This window comes from Dyadobacter sp. Leaf189 (assembly GCF_001424405.1).
Lineage (GTDB): Bacteria > Bacteroidota > Bacteroidia > Cytophagales > Spirosomataceae > Dyadobacter.
Genome location: NZ_LMPS01000004.1, coordinates 740,497 through 753,969, shown reverse-complemented (window position 1 = coordinate 753,969; position 13,473 = coordinate 740,497). Strand labels below are relative to the sequence as shown.

General features: G+C 46.5%; 13 protein-coding genes and 1 other RNA gene. 12 read left to right on the top strand and 2 right to left on the bottom strand.

Features of this window, described 5'->3' with window-relative positions:
* Nucleotides 1-7 precede the first annotated feature (7 nt).
* Both ASG33_RS12510 and ASG33_RS12505 read left to right on the top strand, forming a co-directional pair.
* Entirely contained in the window at nucleotides 8-640 is a 633-nt protein-coding gene (locus tag ASG33_RS12510) for an ABC transporter ATP-binding protein (protein WP_056285246.1), read from the top strand.
* Nucleotides 637-1,707, top strand: coding sequence for a hypothetical protein (locus tag ASG33_RS12505; RefSeq protein ID WP_056285243.1), 1,071 nt, complete (start codon nucleotides 637-639; stop codon nucleotides 1,705-1,707). The genes ASG33_RS12510 and ASG33_RS12505 overlap by 4 nt, the downstream gene beginning before the upstream one ends.
* Nucleotide 1,708: 1 nt before the next feature.
* On the opposite strand, the gene ASG33_RS12500 is transcribed toward ASG33_RS12505, so the two are convergent.
* Nucleotides 1,709-2,419, bottom strand: a complete 711-nt coding sequence (locus ASG33_RS12500) for an SDR family oxidoreductase (protein ID WP_056285240.1) — start codon at nucleotides 2,417-2,419, stop codon at nucleotides 1,709-1,711.
* Nucleotides 2,420-2,612: 193 nt separating this feature from the next.
* Here ASG33_RS12500 and fabG point away from each other — a divergent pair, with 193 nt between their 5' ends.
* The 10 genes from fabG to trmD all read left to right on the top strand — a co-directional run bounded on the left by fabG (nucleotide 2,613) and on the right by trmD (nucleotide 12,966).
* The gene (fabG, locus tag ASG33_RS12495; RefSeq protein WP_056285239.1) at nucleotides 2,613-3,359 is read left to right on the top strand and encodes a 3-oxoacyl-[acyl-carrier-protein] reductase; all 747 of its coding nucleotides are present in this window, start codon (nucleotides 2,613-2,615) and stop codon (nucleotides 3,357-3,359) included.
* Nucleotides 3,360-3,435: 76 nt separating this feature from the next.
* Nucleotides 3,436-5,511 (top strand): hypothetical protein, encoded by a 2,076-nt coding sequence (locus ASG33_RS12490; protein ID WP_056285235.1) that lies wholly within the window; start codon nucleotides 3,436-3,438, stop codon nucleotides 5,509-5,511.
* On the top strand, nucleotides 5,498-6,424 hold the full coding sequence (locus ASG33_RS12485; RefSeq protein WP_082489198.1) for a DUF2279 domain-containing protein: 927 nt from the start codon (nucleotides 5,498-5,500) through the stop codon (nucleotides 6,422-6,424). Before ASG33_RS12490 ends, ASG33_RS12485 begins: the two co-directional genes overlap by 14 nt.
* A 36-nt stretch (nucleotides 6,425-6,460) precedes the next feature.
* Nucleotides 6,461-7,441, top strand: a complete 981-nt coding sequence (locus ASG33_RS12480) for a DUF2027 domain-containing protein (protein WP_056285232.1) — start codon at nucleotides 6,461-6,463, stop codon at nucleotides 7,439-7,441.
* Nucleotides 7,442-7,535: 94 nt separating this feature from the next.
* Nucleotides 7,536-8,876: a DUF4403 family protein gene (locus tag ASG33_RS12475; protein WP_056286475.1), complete on the top strand. Its 1,341-nt coding sequence runs from the start codon at nucleotides 7,536-7,538 to the stop codon at nucleotides 8,874-8,876.
* Between the two features lie 107 nt (nucleotides 8,877-8,983).
* Nucleotides 8,984-9,393: RNase P RNA component class A (gene rnpB, locus ASG33_RS14485), an RNA gene on the top strand.
* A gap of 154 nt (nucleotides 9,394-9,547) precedes the next feature.
* On the top strand, nucleotides 9,548-10,960 hold the full coding sequence (locus ASG33_RS12470; RefSeq protein WP_229238628.1) for an OmpA family protein: 1,413 nt from the start codon (nucleotides 9,548-9,550) through the stop codon (nucleotides 10,958-10,960).
* 137 nt (nucleotides 10,961-11,097) lie between these two features.
* Nucleotides 11,098-11,652 carry a 30S ribosomal protein S16 gene (locus ASG33_RS12465; protein ID WP_056285226.1) on the top strand — a complete coding sequence of 185 codons (555 nt, stop codon included), beginning with the start codon at nucleotides 11,098-11,100 and terminating at the stop codon, nucleotides 11,650-11,652.
* Between the two features lie 83 nt (nucleotides 11,653-11,735).
* Nucleotides 11,736-12,302 (top strand): ribosome maturation factor RimM, encoded by a 567-nt coding sequence (gene rimM, locus ASG33_RS12460; protein ID WP_056285223.1) that lies wholly within the window; start codon nucleotides 11,736-11,738, stop codon nucleotides 12,300-12,302.
* The gene (gene trmD / locus ASG33_RS12455; RefSeq protein ID WP_056286472.1) at nucleotides 12,292-12,966 is read left to right on the top strand and encodes a tRNA (guanosine(37)-N1)-methyltransferase TrmD; all 675 of its coding nucleotides are present in this window, start codon (nucleotides 12,292-12,294) and stop codon (nucleotides 12,964-12,966) included. Before rimM ends, trmD begins: the two co-directional genes overlap by 11 nt.
* A gap of 22 nt (nucleotides 12,967-12,988) precedes the next feature.
* Here the strand turns inward: trmD and ASG33_RS12450 are convergent, their stop codons facing one another.
* Nucleotides 12,989-13,432, bottom strand: a complete 444-nt coding sequence (locus ASG33_RS12450) for a GNAT family N-acetyltransferase (protein WP_056285219.1) — start codon at nucleotides 13,430-13,432, stop codon at nucleotides 12,989-12,991.
* Nucleotides 13,433-13,473: the final 41 nt, after the last annotated feature.

The following is a 13,473-nucleotide window of genomic DNA, read 5'->3' as shown; positions in this document are numbered from 1 at the left end:
CTGACTTATGGTGCTCGAAATCCGGGATCTTCATCAGCGATACGGCGACGTGGAGATCATTTCCATTGAGCACTTTCAGGTAAGCGGAGGTATTTACTGGATTCACGGAGAAAACGGCGCAGGGAAGTCTACCGTTTTCAGGACGCTGGCCGGAATGCTTCCATGTACCGGATCAGTAGTTATCGACGGGAAATATGATCTCAAAAAACATCCTGTAGATTACCGGTTACGACTCAACCTGGGCGAGGCAGAGCCGCTATATCCCTCATTTCTCACTCCCCGTGACCTGATTGACTTTATAGCCGGCGCGAAGAAAGCGCCGGAAGGACAGGCTGCACATTTGATCGGAAAGCTTGGCATCAATTATCTCAACAATACATTTGGCAGCTGTTCCAGCGGAATGGTGAAGAAAGTGTCGCTGGCTGTGGCATTTCTGGGTAATCCCAAAATCATTATTCTTGATGAGCCGCTGATCACAATCGACCGCCAGGCCCGCGAAAACCTCTTTGACCTGATACGTGAGTATCGTGCCGCCGGAGTAACGTTTTTGCTTTCATCACACCAGCCTTTTCAGCAGGAGGGTCTGCAGGTAAACGAAAGCTTTGCACTCAGTAATAAAACGCTCGTTCCGATGCTATGAAAATGCTCCTGCTATCGACGGTATCGGAGTTTTTCAGGCGGCGCGCCGGTACATTTCTGGTGCTTATCGGAGTGCTGTTTGGCTTTGTGAGCGGGGCGGAGCATTATGCATTTGCCACATTCTTCTTGACGGGGAATTATGGAATGCACTTTCTTTTTCTGTTGTGGCTTGGATACACGCTGGTATGCGCGCAATTTGTCAATCAGCTCTGGCAGCAGCCTGATTATACATTTATATACAATGCCCGGACCTGGCCCGCTGCACTTCGCGGGCAGCGACTCTTTAAACTCGCTCTGGGCTTTTTGCAACCCATATTGTACTACGGCATATACCTGGCTTCCATTGCTATTCAGGATAAAGTAATGGACAGGATCTGGCTTGTTCTTCCTATGTATGCTGCTCTCGCTATTTTGCTGGCTGCGGTAGCCGAGCGGCGGCTGCGTAATCCGGTAATGTATGTAAAAAGGAATGGCGGACGGATCTTAAGCATTCCGTTTCCCCGTCCGGCCTCGTGGCTGTACTGGATTTTTGAATGGCTGTTGCGGGAGCGCGGGATTACCTTGCTTGCAGGCAAAACCGGCGCGATACTTGTTGCAACGGGTACAATGCTGTACTATTCCACCGATCAGTACGACCTGCGGCTTCCGGCAATCGGACTGTCGCTTGCTTACCTGCTGAACTTCGGCATATCAATGGAACTGTACCAATGGGAGAATGAGGTTTGCCTTTGGGAGAAGTCTATGCCGGTACCCGACGTGCGCCGGTTTTTGAGGGTGGCAGGTTTTCATGCGTTGCTGATCGTGCCCGAAACATTGGCAGCAATGCGGAATGCGGCACTAAGTTTTGCAGAGTTGTTGCAATTGTTTCTGCTCGGAGTTGCGCTTTTGACAGTCTCCCATTTGTATTTGTATAAAAAGCAAAGTCAGCCCGACGATCACCTCAAAGTATTTCTTTTCGGCTTTGTCGGACTGACTTTGTTGATTCTTTATAAAATCCCGTTGCTTATGCTGGCAGGAGCGGGAATGCTCTTTTCAATCTGGTTTTTCCCAAAGTGGTATAAAACCTGACTTACTTCGGCATCGACGGTCTAACTTCGATTTTGCTCGGCAAAGTCCGTGCAGGAAGTTTGATGAGGTCGGAAATGATCTGACCGATATCTTCCGGCTGAATTTTCCAGGCATCTTTGTCAGAAGGCTGGTGGTTGTTGAATTCACTGGCAACCGAGCCCGGCATAATGGTCGTAACGCGGATACCTGCGCTTCTCACGTCCAGCATCATCGCCTGCGAGAAGCCGACGAGGCCAAATTTGCTCGCATTGTAAGCAGTTCCATTTGCGAAAAAGTTGGTACCCGCAAGGCTGGCAATGTTGATAAAATATCCTTTTGTCTGGGTAAGTGCTTCTAAAGAAGCTTTTGCACTATAAAAAACACCTGTCAGGTTGATATCAATGGTTTCCTGCCATTGTTCCGGCGTCAACTCTGCGATCGGCGCAAAATGGCCGACGCCTGCATTCGCGATGAAATAATCGAGCTGTCCCCATTTATCTATTACCGCCTTAACTGCATTTTGCTGCGATTCGAAGCTTCTTACATCGGATTCAATCCCGATCGCGGCGCCTTCCCGGATCTGGTTGAGCTGTGCGGCTGCTTTTTCGGCATTTTCCTTTGAGCGGCTGGTAATTGCCACCTGGATACCTTCTTTAATCAATACTTCTGCGATCCCGAAGCCAATTCCTTTTGAGCCCCCAGTAATCAGTGCGGTTTTAGTAGTTTCTGCCATCAGTTTTAAGAGTTGTGATAAATAAATGCAAAAAGGTAACAGCCGTAAACCTGATAAGGTTTGTCACAACGGCATATTTCTAAGTTTCAGCCAACTTCCCCTGTTCAGTAAAATGTGGCTGTTTTTTACTTCATAATATCTAAAACCCTATTTTTGCCAACCATTATTTTTTTGTCAGATTTTTAAACCATCTATGAAAATAGTAGAAAACAAGGTCGCGCTGGTGACCGGTGCCTCCCGTGGAATTGGACGTTCAATTGCTTTGCGTTTGGCAGAAGAAGGCGCTGATGTGGCTTTTACCTATCTATCAAGTGTAGAAAAAGGCGAGGCGCTTACCAAGGAACTCGAAGCATTTGGTGTAAGAGCGAAGGGTTACCGTTCCGACGCGGCCAATTTTCAACAGGCTGAACAGCTCGTAACCGATGTAGTGGCCGACTTCGGTAAACTTGACGTGCTGATTAACAATGCCGGTGTAACCCGCGACGGACTGTTAATGCGGATGAGCGAGGAGCAATGGGATACCGTTATCAACATTAACCTGAAATCTGTTTTCAACCTCACAAAGGCGGCAACAAAAAGCATGATCCGCGCCAAGAGCGGCTCTATCATTAATATTACTTCAGTTGTAGGGATCAGCGGTAATGCAGGCCAGTCCAACTACGCTGCTTCGAAGGCGGGTATCATTGGTTTTACCAAATCAATCGCGCTGGAACTGGGCTCCCGCAATATCAGGTCCAATGCAGTAGCACCCGGCTTTATCGAAACCGAAATGACCGGCGCAGTAGAGTCCAAGGCAGTGGAAGAATGGAAGCAATCCATTCCGATGAAACGCGGAGGACAGCCCGAAGAAGTGGCCGATGCATGCGTATTCCTCGCCTCAGACTTATCCAGGTACATTACCGGGCAGGTACTTCAGGTAGATGGTGGTATGTTAACATAGTGTCTTTCTTCGTTTGTAAAATAGCTGGCGGTTTCATTGTATATTGTAAACATTGCCAGCTATTGACTCCGAGCACATGCGGTCCGAACTGATCTTTCAAACTCCTTACTGGTTTATTCTCTTTTGCCTGGCAGCGGGAATGCTGTATGCTTTCCTGCTTTACCAGCCAATTGCTTCCTGGGGTAAAAAGTGGAACTACATTCTGGCTGCATTTCGTGGGATTACCGTTGCGCTAATCTGCTTTCTGCTGCTCAGTCCGCTGGTCAGAAAGACGGAAACTTCCATTGACAAAGCCAAAATTGTATTTGCAATAGACAATTCGGAGTCTGTCGGTGCGTATGGAAAAGAGATCATGAAAGCAGTGGCGGAAGCATCTGCCCAGCTGGCAGCTTCGGGGTTTGAAGTGGGAATTGAAACCCTGGACCAGCAGGCAAAGCAGCTTTCGGCAGATTCTATCCGCTTTGACAAAAACAAAACAGACCTCACCGGAATGCTCCAGACGATCCGGAGTAATTACGAAGGCAGGAACTTGACTGACGTAATACTGGTATCTGACGGTATCGTAAACCAGGGCGTTTCACCGGCTTATAACCGATTTCCATTCCGTATCAGCACGCTTGCAGTAGGGGATACTGTTCCTGATCTGGATATCCGTATCAAAGATGTGGTCAATAACAGGATCGCGTATTTGGGAAATGAATTCCCGATCCGCGCCGAAATTGCTGCAAACGGGCTTGCGGGTAAATCCACGACAGTCACTTTGAAACAAAATGGCCGGGTAATCCAGAGCCAGAATGTAGCGATAGATCGTGCCGATTTCTTCAAGGCGGTGGATTTTAAAGCTACTTCTACCCAGAAAGGTGTACAGCATTTTACATTGGAAATAGGTGCAGTCTCCCGAGAAACTTCCAGGCGGAATAATACCCGTGATGTTTACATTGATATTATCGACGGGAAACAGAAAATCCTGTTAATGGCACTCGCGCCGCATCCCGATATTAAAAGTCTGCGCAGCGTGATCGAGGCGAATGAAAATTACGAGCTGGATATCAATATCCTGTCTATTTCAACAACGCCGCCGGCCGCAACCAAACCGTACGATCTTGTCATTTTGCACCAGATCCCGAATGTACTGGGGCTTGGTAATGCACAGATCCGCAAATTCATTGATGCCAAAACACCTTTGTTTTTCATATTGGGAAACCAGTCTGCTGTGCCACTGGCCAATTCGCTGAACCGCTCGCTTACGATTAATACAGCAAGTAACCAGACCGACAAGGTAACAGCCCGTTTTAATCCGGCCTTTCAACAACTGAATTTTGATACGGAAAGCTTGAAGATATTAGAAAGGCTTCCGCCGCTTTCGGTCCCATTCGGCGAATACAATCTGTCATCGGGAACTGAAACGATCCTATTCCAGAAGGTCGGTACATTAAATACGCAAAAACCGCTGCTTGTGCTCAACACCAGTGGCGAGCAGAAGATTGCCGTGCTGGCAGGAGAGGGGATCTGGCAATGGCGGCAGGAAGAATTTGCGCAAACCAATAAGCAGGATGTAGTCGATAACCTGTTCCAGAAGCTGATCCAGGTACTTTCACTGAGGGAAGATAAACGGAAGTTCAGGGTATATCCGACACGGAACGAGTTTGAAGCTGGTGAGCAGGTGACTTTCCAGACAGAGATTTACAATGATATTTACGAGCCCATTTTTGGTCAGGAAGTGAAGCTGGATATTATAGACGAGAAAGGAAAAGCGAGGCAATTTACATATACACATACCGCCGAGTCGCCGCGGTTCAACATCAGCGGGCTTTCAGACGGCGTTTATCGCTATACTGCGTCTGCTGCATTGCGCGGCGGGCAGGAGAAGGCGGCGGGGCAGTTTGTTGTGAGGAATGTGGATCTTGAACTTAATAATACAACGGCAGATTTTGGAATGCTACGGGAACTGGCCGGTCGCTCAGGCGGGGCGTTTATCATGCCCGCGTCACTAACGTCCTATGTTGAAAAGCTGAAAGCCGACAGACCTGCTGACCGTCTCGACAGCTCCGAAGAAATGGTGGAGCTGATCTATTTAAAATGGCTGTTTTTTCTGCTGATACTGCTACTCGGCGCTGAATGGGGATTAAGAAAGTATCATGGCGGGTATTAGAAGTATATTGTTAGCCATTTTTCTCTGTCTTATCCTAACCAGGCCAGGCTTTTCCCAGCAAGCAGATTCGTTACTTTTACCGAACAAGCCGGATACTACGCAGGTACAACGCCCGAATTATGCGATGCTGCGCGGGATCTTTGCGGCACAGTCTGCACTGTACCTGGGTACGATCTACGGGCTGAGCAAATCCTGGTACAAACAGCCGCTTACCCACTTTACAATTGAGGATGATACCCGCGAGTGGCTGCAAATGGACAAAGTGGGGCACGTTTACACATCGTACCAGATAGCGCGTCACACTGCGGCTCTTTACAAGAAAACGGGCATTTCAAAACGTCAGATGCTGATTTACGGCGCTATCTCGGGCGTTATTTTTCAGACGCCCATTGAAATCCTCGACGGCTTCTCACCCGATTACGGATTTTCGCCCGGCGATATGATAGCTAACCTGGCAGGTTCGGTGTTGTACCTCGGGCAGGTTGCATTATGGGACGAAGTTCGCATTCATCCCAAGTATTCTTTCCATGCGACGCCACTTTCGAAAGTCCGGCCGGAGCTGTTGGGGAGTTCCCTGACTGAAAGCTGGTTGAAGGATTATAATGGTCAGACTTACTGGTTGTCGGCCAGTCCGCGCTCCTTCTTTCCGGAGAGTAAATGGCCTGAGTGGCTATGTTTTTCAGTCGGTTACGGTATTCAGGATATGGTTTCGGCAGAGCCACGCAAAAGCATAGAAATGGGCTACCGGCCTTACCGGCAGTACTATTTGTCGTTGGATATAGATCTGACCAAGATCAAAAGCAAGAGTAAATTTGTTCGTACGATCGGGTTCCTTGTCAACTCGTTGAAAATACCGGCGCCTGCGTTACAGTTCAGCAGGAACGGAATTGGATTTAAGCCGTTATACTTTTAGGCGGCAGGGAAAAACGATGATTTAAATAGTATATCAATGAATATTGGAGATAAAGTTAGGTTGGTACATGGACGTGAGGAAGGCATTATCTATGCTTTCCTGCCGGGAAATGTGGTTGAAATTGAGATCGAAGACGGATTCCGCATTCCGGTACTTCGTAATGAGGTTGTGACGATTTCCCCTGTTGAATCCCAGCGGATGCAGAAAGACAGGGAATTAGTGAAGGCGAGTGCAAAATCTGACGTGATCGTTCCGCGGAATGCACCGTTTGCGGAGAAGGGGATTTACATGGCTTTTGTTTCCATAAATGATAAGTCGCTTACCGTGCATTTGGTGAACAATACAGACTGGATACTTCCGTTTACCGCATCTTCCGTTGGCAATCAGGTACAAACGGGATTGGCTGCGGGCGTTTTACTACCTCGTCAGTCGCAAAAGCTGACCGAAGTTTTGATGAAAGATTTTGAGGAATGGCCTGTATTTGACTTTAATATCCTGTATTTCAGAGAAGGTAAGTACACACTTCCACAGCCTCTGAACAAGAGGATCAAATGCCGCGCGCAATCTTTTTATAAAAGCAAGAAAAAGGCACCTGTTCTGGACAAGGAAGCATTTGTTTATCAGCTGGATGAAGAGAGTTTGAAAAAGGAGCTTATTCCATCAGATATTGATGCTGCAGCTTTGAAGGAAAGTATGCTAAGAGGAACGGAAAGGGAGGAAGTGAAAGTAGGGAAGCCCCAGGAGATTGTTGATCTGCATATTGAGAAGCTTATCGAAGATCCTTCGCGTATTTCCAAGGATAGTATCGTCAAAACTCAACTCAACGTTTTTGAGGAAAACCTGGAAAAGGCGATTGCAAACGGAATGGAAGAAATTACATTTATCCATGGCGCAGGCAGCGGCGCATTGAAGAATGAACTGCACAAGCGGCTGAGCAAAAACAGGCACGTCGCATATTTTAAAGATGCATTAAAAGATAAATTCGGATACGGTGCTACGCTCGTCAAAATCAAGTAACCTGCTGGTCAGGATATTATATGTTTCGTTGTTGTCGGCAATTATGTGGAGCAGCTGGCAATGTCGCTCAAAAAGTACCTCCCCGCAAGCACCTATGGAAGAATATAAGTATTCGGATAAGGAAATTCAGAATGAGAAGCATTTGTCGGTTTTAAATATCCCGATAGAGATTCCGGTTTCAGAAATCGAGACGCAGATTAATGCCAAGATCAAGGGATTGATTTACGAAGATAATAGTTACGAGGACGAGGATAACGACAATCTCAAGGCCAAAGTCTGGAAAATCAGTCCGATCCGCGTTGTAGCAATTGATTCTTCGTTCCTTTTTGAGGTTCCGCTGAAAATCTGGGTAAGTGCCGGTTATAAGGTTAGTCCGCTGGGTATAACAATGTCCGGTTATAAAGACACGGAATTTTCCATTAAAATCAGGCTGATATCGAAAATCGGGATTTTGCCAAACTGGCAGATCAAGTCTGAAACCTATGTAGATAGCTACGATTGGATCTCGGATCCGAGCATCAAGGTGGCAGGACTGAATATTCCGATCAAAAGTATGGCGAGCAGGTTGCTGAACAAGAATTTTGACAAGATTACCGAAGCAATCGACGAAGAAGTTGCTAAAAACCTGGAACTCAAAAAGAATGCAGAGCTGGCGTGGAACATCGCCCGCCAGCCGGTTATGCTCGCCGAAGAGTTTGATACCTGGCTTGTTGTAGTGCCGACAGGCATTGTAATGACGCCGCTTTTGGCAAAGAACAATGTAATCCGCGCGGTACTCGGTATCAAGGGATACACGCAAACCATCACTTCGGCTACCAAACCCAGTGTAACAGCAGTAGCCAAGCTGCCGAATCTGCAAATCAGTCCCAAGGTCACCGAAGATTTCAAGATCGGTCTGATCAGTCTGGTTTCCTACGAAGACGCCGCCCGTCTTGCCACTGCTAAGTTTGCGGGAGAGAAGTTCTCTTTTCTCGGCGGACAGTACAAAGTAGAAGTTACCTCTGTTGAAATGTATGGCCAGAATGACAAATTGGTGATCAAGGCAGGATTGAAAGGAAGTATGTCGGGCTTTATTTACCTGAAAGGTGTGCCGTACTACGACCCGGCCACGCAGCAACTGTCGCTTAAAGGGCTTGACTATGATTTGGATACCCGCAATGCAATCGTCAAAACGGCCGGCTGGCTTTTGCAGGGACAGTTCAGCAGAATGATGGAAAAGAAGATGATTTTCCCCGTAGGAGAGCAGATTGCTGAAGCCAAAAAGACGATCCAGAAGGCACTGAGTAACTATAAAGTTACAGACGGAGTGACATTAAAAGGAACGCTTTCCGACATTCAGCCAGACAAGGTTTACCTGACTCCAAAACATCTTTATTCTGTCGTATTTGCGCAGGGGAAGGTAAATTTACGTGTCGACGGATTGAAAGGAATTTGAGTCAAAACTGTCATAATTGTACGTATAGATACCATAATTTTTTGCTTTTTATAATAAATTGACTGTCGATGAAAGAAGTTATTTGTTAGCTTTGTGGTCAGAGGAAAGGAGTGAGCTGTCCTACCGCTGCGGTATTTTTACCGGAGAGGAAAGTCCGGGCAGCGCAGAGCGCCGTACTTCCTAACAGGAAGGCAAAAAGTTGGGAACGGCTTTTTTGACAGCAAGTGCCACAGAAATGATACCGCCTTGGCATGTTTTTTATAGGTTGAGGTAAGGGTGAAATGGTGGGGTAAGAGCCCACCGACCGGCTGGCGACAGGCGGGGCAAGGTAAACCTTACGGGCTGAAAGATCAAATAGGTGTTGGTTTGCGGGGCTGCTCGTCCCCGTTCTTCGGAACGCCGGCACGGGTAGATCGTTAGAGGTCCAGGGCGACCTGGATCCTGGATAAATGGTAGGAGTTTTCGGGCACTCAGGTGCACGGAGAAACAGAATCCGGCTTATAGGCTTGCCCCTTTTTTCTTGTTTTTAGTAAATTTTTATAGTGCAATATTGAATCACATAACGCGTGTTTCCCATGAAGAAAAAGAATCTTTACGTTGCTTTGCTTTGTTTGTCCCTGCTGAGTTTGGATACGTTTGCCCAGAATCGAACGTATGATGGACCCAACAAAATGAATACCTGGTCCATTACCGGATATGGAGGGATTACAAAATTCTTCGGTGATTTATCGCAATACAACGGCTTCAGACGCGGAGACAGAGAAGTTCTCACCGGCGGATGGGGTCTTTCTGTTAACAAGCAATTGTCGCCGATTTTCGGTGTTCAGATAGTAGGGTATAATGGACGTTTGCAAGGAGCGAAGGATAATCACCTGAGTTCTCTTTCTAACAGAACATATAGCGCTACATTTAACAGCCCATCTTTTGTTCAGGTGACACTTGATGGAACTATGAATTTGAATCGCCTATTGTTAGGTTACAAAAAGCTGTTAAGGTGGAAATTTGACGCTCACTTAGGTGCTGGTATCATTTACTACCACACTGATATTGACTGGACTGACGTAAATACTGGTCAGGTAGGCAACTTCTCAACTAACACTGATGCGAGTTCTAAAACTGCTGGTAAATGGGAGCGTAATGGTTCTACTTACACTCGTGAATGGGTGGTTCCAGCAGGATTTACTTTACACTACGAACTTACTCCACGCTTTGATCTTGGACTTGACTATACCCATAACTTTGTAAATACCGAGAAAATCGACGCGACAGTGGGCGGTTTGAGTGACTACGATTCTCAGCAAGGTATCTGGACATTTGCAAAAGGAGATTCTAAAAATGACTCTTACGGAATGTTGTCTCTTGCACTGACTTACAAATTAGGCAAGAATGCAGTAAGAGCAAAAGGAGGTAAGTATGATGCTGCAAGCGGACGCTATCACCTGCGCTGGGCTAACCCACAATCTTTGATCCCTGTACCTTACAACCCAACAATGGAAGATGCAGATTCAATTGCAAAAGCGAATATGCCTAAGCCTGTTGACCCACGTCTTTACACAGATTCTGACGGTGACGGTGTAGCTGATTTGTTTGACAAAGAACCGAATACTCCTGCTGGTAGCATTGTTTCAGGTGGTGGTGTAGCACTTGATATTGACAAAATCATCAGAGACGCTATTAAAAACAACCTTCCGAAAGACGAATGCGAAGCGTTGTTCAGCAATATCGAATTTGATACTGACAAAGCAATCATCCGCAATCCTTCAAAAGAAACATTGAGCAAAGTGGTTGAGCTGTTGAATATGCGTACCAACTGCCGCATAGTTCTGGTAGGTCACACGGATGCACGTGCTTCTGACAGCTATAACGTATCACTATCCCGCCGCCGCGTTGACGCAGCTAAGAGATTCCTGGTTCGTGCTGGTTTGACAGATCCTAGCCGTATCATCGCTGAATACTACGGTGAGTACCGCCCGATCGCAGAGAACACAACTGTGGAAGGTTTGCAGTCTAACCGTCGCGTTGAAATCAAAATATTGCCAAATAACTCAATCCGCTCAACTTATCCTGCTGGTTTCCGCAGATAATCGGATTGAAGATATGAAAAAGGGAAGGCTGCAAAGTCTTCCCTTTTTTTATGGCCACTATTTAGAAACAGAGGATAATTTCATACCTTTGCACCCTGTTTAATCAAGGGACGAGTTCCCGCTATAACAAATTCAAAATGGCAGTTAAAATCAGGTTAGCGCGTCGTGGACGCAAAAAGAAAGCGATCTATGATATCGTAGTCGCAGATGCCAGAGCACCACGTGATGGTCGCTTCATCGAAAAATTGGGTATTTACAACCCAGGTACAAATCCTGCTTCCATCGTATTGGAATCAGCTAAAGCAGTTGACTGGCTTTTGAAAGGAGCTCAACCAACTGATACAGCACGTTCTATTTTGCAACATGAAGGTGTAATGCTTCGCAAGCACTTGCAAGTTGGTGTTTTGAAAGGTGCAATTACTCAAGAAGTTGCAGATACACGTTTTGAAGAGTGGAAAGGATCAAAAACAGAGCGTAAAGCTACTGCTGCTGATACTTTGACCCAACAAAAAGATGCTGACAAGCAAGCGAAACTGGATGCAGAACGCAAAGTAAACCAGGCTCGTGCAGAAGCTATCGCTAAGAAAAACACGCCTCCTGCTGAACCAGTTGCTGAAACTGAAGAAGTGGCAGAAGGAGAAGTTTCTGATGCAGCTGAAACCGAAGCACCAGCTGAGGAATCTGCTGAATAATTATTGCTTCTATATCATTATGGGTCTGTCGGTAACTCCGTACAGACTCATACTTTTTTTACTCACCCTAATTGATATTATCCATGACACAGGATAATTGCTTTTTACTGGGATATATCGTCAGAACACACGGAACTGCAGGTAACGTGGTGTTTTACCTGGACGTTGACTATCCTGATGATTACGAAGATCTTGAAACTGTTTACGTCGAAATAAAAGGCGATCTGGTTCCTTACTTTATAGAGGATATCAATATTCAAAAGCAGGGCAATGCGATTGTCGCGCTGGAAGAAGTGAATACCATGGCTAAGGCGCAGGCTTTGGTGGGTAGCTCTTTATACCTGCCGCTTGAAGATCTTGAAGAACTTGGCGGGGAGAATTTTTACTACCACGAGATCAAAGGATATACAGTTATTGATCAAACTGCCGGTGAGCTGGGAATCGTGCGGGAGGTGTATTCTTTGAATGGACAGGATTTGATTGCAATGGATTACGAAGGTACCGAAGTACTGATCCCGACTGCGAACGAGATAGTACAGCGCGCCGACAAGGAGACCAAGCAATTACTTGTGAACCTGCCGGAAGGATTACTGGAAGTGTACCTGTCCAAAGACTCAGACTCAGAAAACATTCCGGATGATGCGGATTGATATATTAACCTGTGTGCCGGCGCTGCTCGAAAGCTTTTTTGCGCATTCCATCCTTAAACGCGCCCAGCAAGCTGGTCACGCGGAAGTGAAGGTTCATGATATCCGGGATTATTCTACCAATAAGCACCGTACAATTGACGACTATGCATTTGGTGGTGGAGCCGGAATGGTAATGCAGATCGAGCCGATCGCGCGTTGCATTCAGGCGTTACAAGCCGAGCGGGAATATGACGAGATCATTTACCTCACTCCCGATGGCGCATTATTGAATCAAAAAGCAGTTAACCAACTTTCCTTAAAGGGAAACCTGATCTTGCTTTGCGGGCATTACAAGGGAGTTGATCAGCGCGTGCGCGATTTGTTTGTTACTAAGGAGATCAGTATCGGAGACTATGTACTTTCGGGAGGAGAGCTCGCTGCTGCTGTACTTGCCGATGCTATCATCAGGCTGGTTCCCGGTGTTTTAAATGACGAAACTTCCGCATTAACCGATTCATTCCAGGATAACCTGCTTGCTCCACCCGTGTACACGCGACCTGCTGACTATGAAGGTCACAAAGTGCCGGATATTTTAATGTCCGGGCACGAGGCTAATATCGAGGAATGGCGCTATGAACAGGCGCTTAAAAGAACAAGAGAACGCAGGCCTGATCTGCTCGATTAACTGCAACCCAGCCTGAGATGTATTAAAAGTCCAGGCTGCAATTGATCCATTCATTATCGAAATTGGTGCCGTACTTCCGGTAAAAGCCGACTGCTGAGGTATTCCAGTCGAGCACCTGCCAGAGCATACCGGTGCAACCCGTTTGTTTCGCAGCCGAAACCGTTGCATCAAAGAGGATCTTTCCGATCCCATTTCCCCGCATCGATTCCGTCACGATGATATCTTCCATATACAATCGCTTTCCCTTCCAGGTCGAATACCGGTAATAGTAAAGCGACAATCCGATAATCTTGGAATCTGATTCGGCCACAAAAAAGTCGTAGAGTTTTTCGTGGTAATCCCGCGTCATTTTCTCAACATTATTGGTGACCTGGTTTAAAGCTCTTTCATAGATCGCCAGTTCTTTTACCAACTCAAAAATAGCTGGTATATCCTCTACTTTCCCTTGCCTGGTTGAAATGTTCATTTGTATATTTTTATTCTTAAAACACCTTTGAATCGAGAATA

Excerpts from the sequence above, each read along its gene's own strand:
- trmD (WP_056286472.1), top strand. The coding sequence starts at position 12,292 with ATGCGGATTGATATATTAACCTGTGTGCCGGCGCTGCTCGAAAGCTTT.
- ASG33_RS12470 (WP_229238628.1), top strand. The coding sequence starts at position 9,548 with ATGAATACCTGGTCCATTACCGGATATGGAGGGATTACAAAATTCTTC.
- ASG33_RS12475 (WP_056286475.1), top strand. The coding sequence starts at position 7,536 with ATGGAAGAATATAAGTATTCGGATAAGGAAATTCAGAATGAGAAGCAT.
- ASG33_RS12510 (WP_056285246.1), top strand. The coding sequence starts at position 8 with ATGGTGCTCGAAATCCGGGATCTTCATCAGCGATACGGCGACGTGGAG.
- ASG33_RS12465 (WP_056285226.1), top strand. The coding sequence starts at position 11,098 with ATGGCAGTTAAAATCAGGTTAGCGCGTCGTGGACGCAAAAAGAAAGCG.
- ASG33_RS12485 (WP_082489198.1), top strand. The coding sequence starts at position 5,498 with ATGGCGGGTATTAGAAGTATATTGTTAGCCATTTTTCTCTGTCTTATC.
- ASG33_RS12505 (WP_056285243.1), top strand. The coding sequence starts at position 637 with ATGAAAATGCTCCTGCTATCGACGGTATCGGAGTTTTTCAGGCGGCGC.
- ASG33_RS12450 (WP_056285219.1), bottom strand. The coding sequence starts at position 13,432 with ATGAACATTTCAACCAGGCAAGGGAAAGTAGAGGATATACCAGCTATT.
- ASG33_RS12490 (WP_056285235.1), top strand. The coding sequence starts at position 3,436 with ATGCGGTCCGAACTGATCTTTCAAACTCCTTACTGGTTTATTCTCTTT.
- ASG33_RS12480 (WP_056285232.1), top strand. The coding sequence starts at position 6,461 with ATGAATATTGGAGATAAAGTTAGGTTGGTACATGGACGTGAGGAAGGC.
- rimM (WP_056285223.1), top strand. The coding sequence starts at position 11,736 with ATGACACAGGATAATTGCTTTTTACTGGGATATATCGTCAGAACACAC.
- ASG33_RS12500 (WP_056285240.1), bottom strand. The coding sequence starts at position 2,419 with ATGGCAGAAACTACTAAAACCGCACTGATTACTGGGGGCTCAAAAGGA.
- fabG (WP_056285239.1), top strand. The coding sequence starts at position 2,613 with ATGAAAATAGTAGAAAACAAGGTCGCGCTGGTGACCGGTGCCTCCCGT.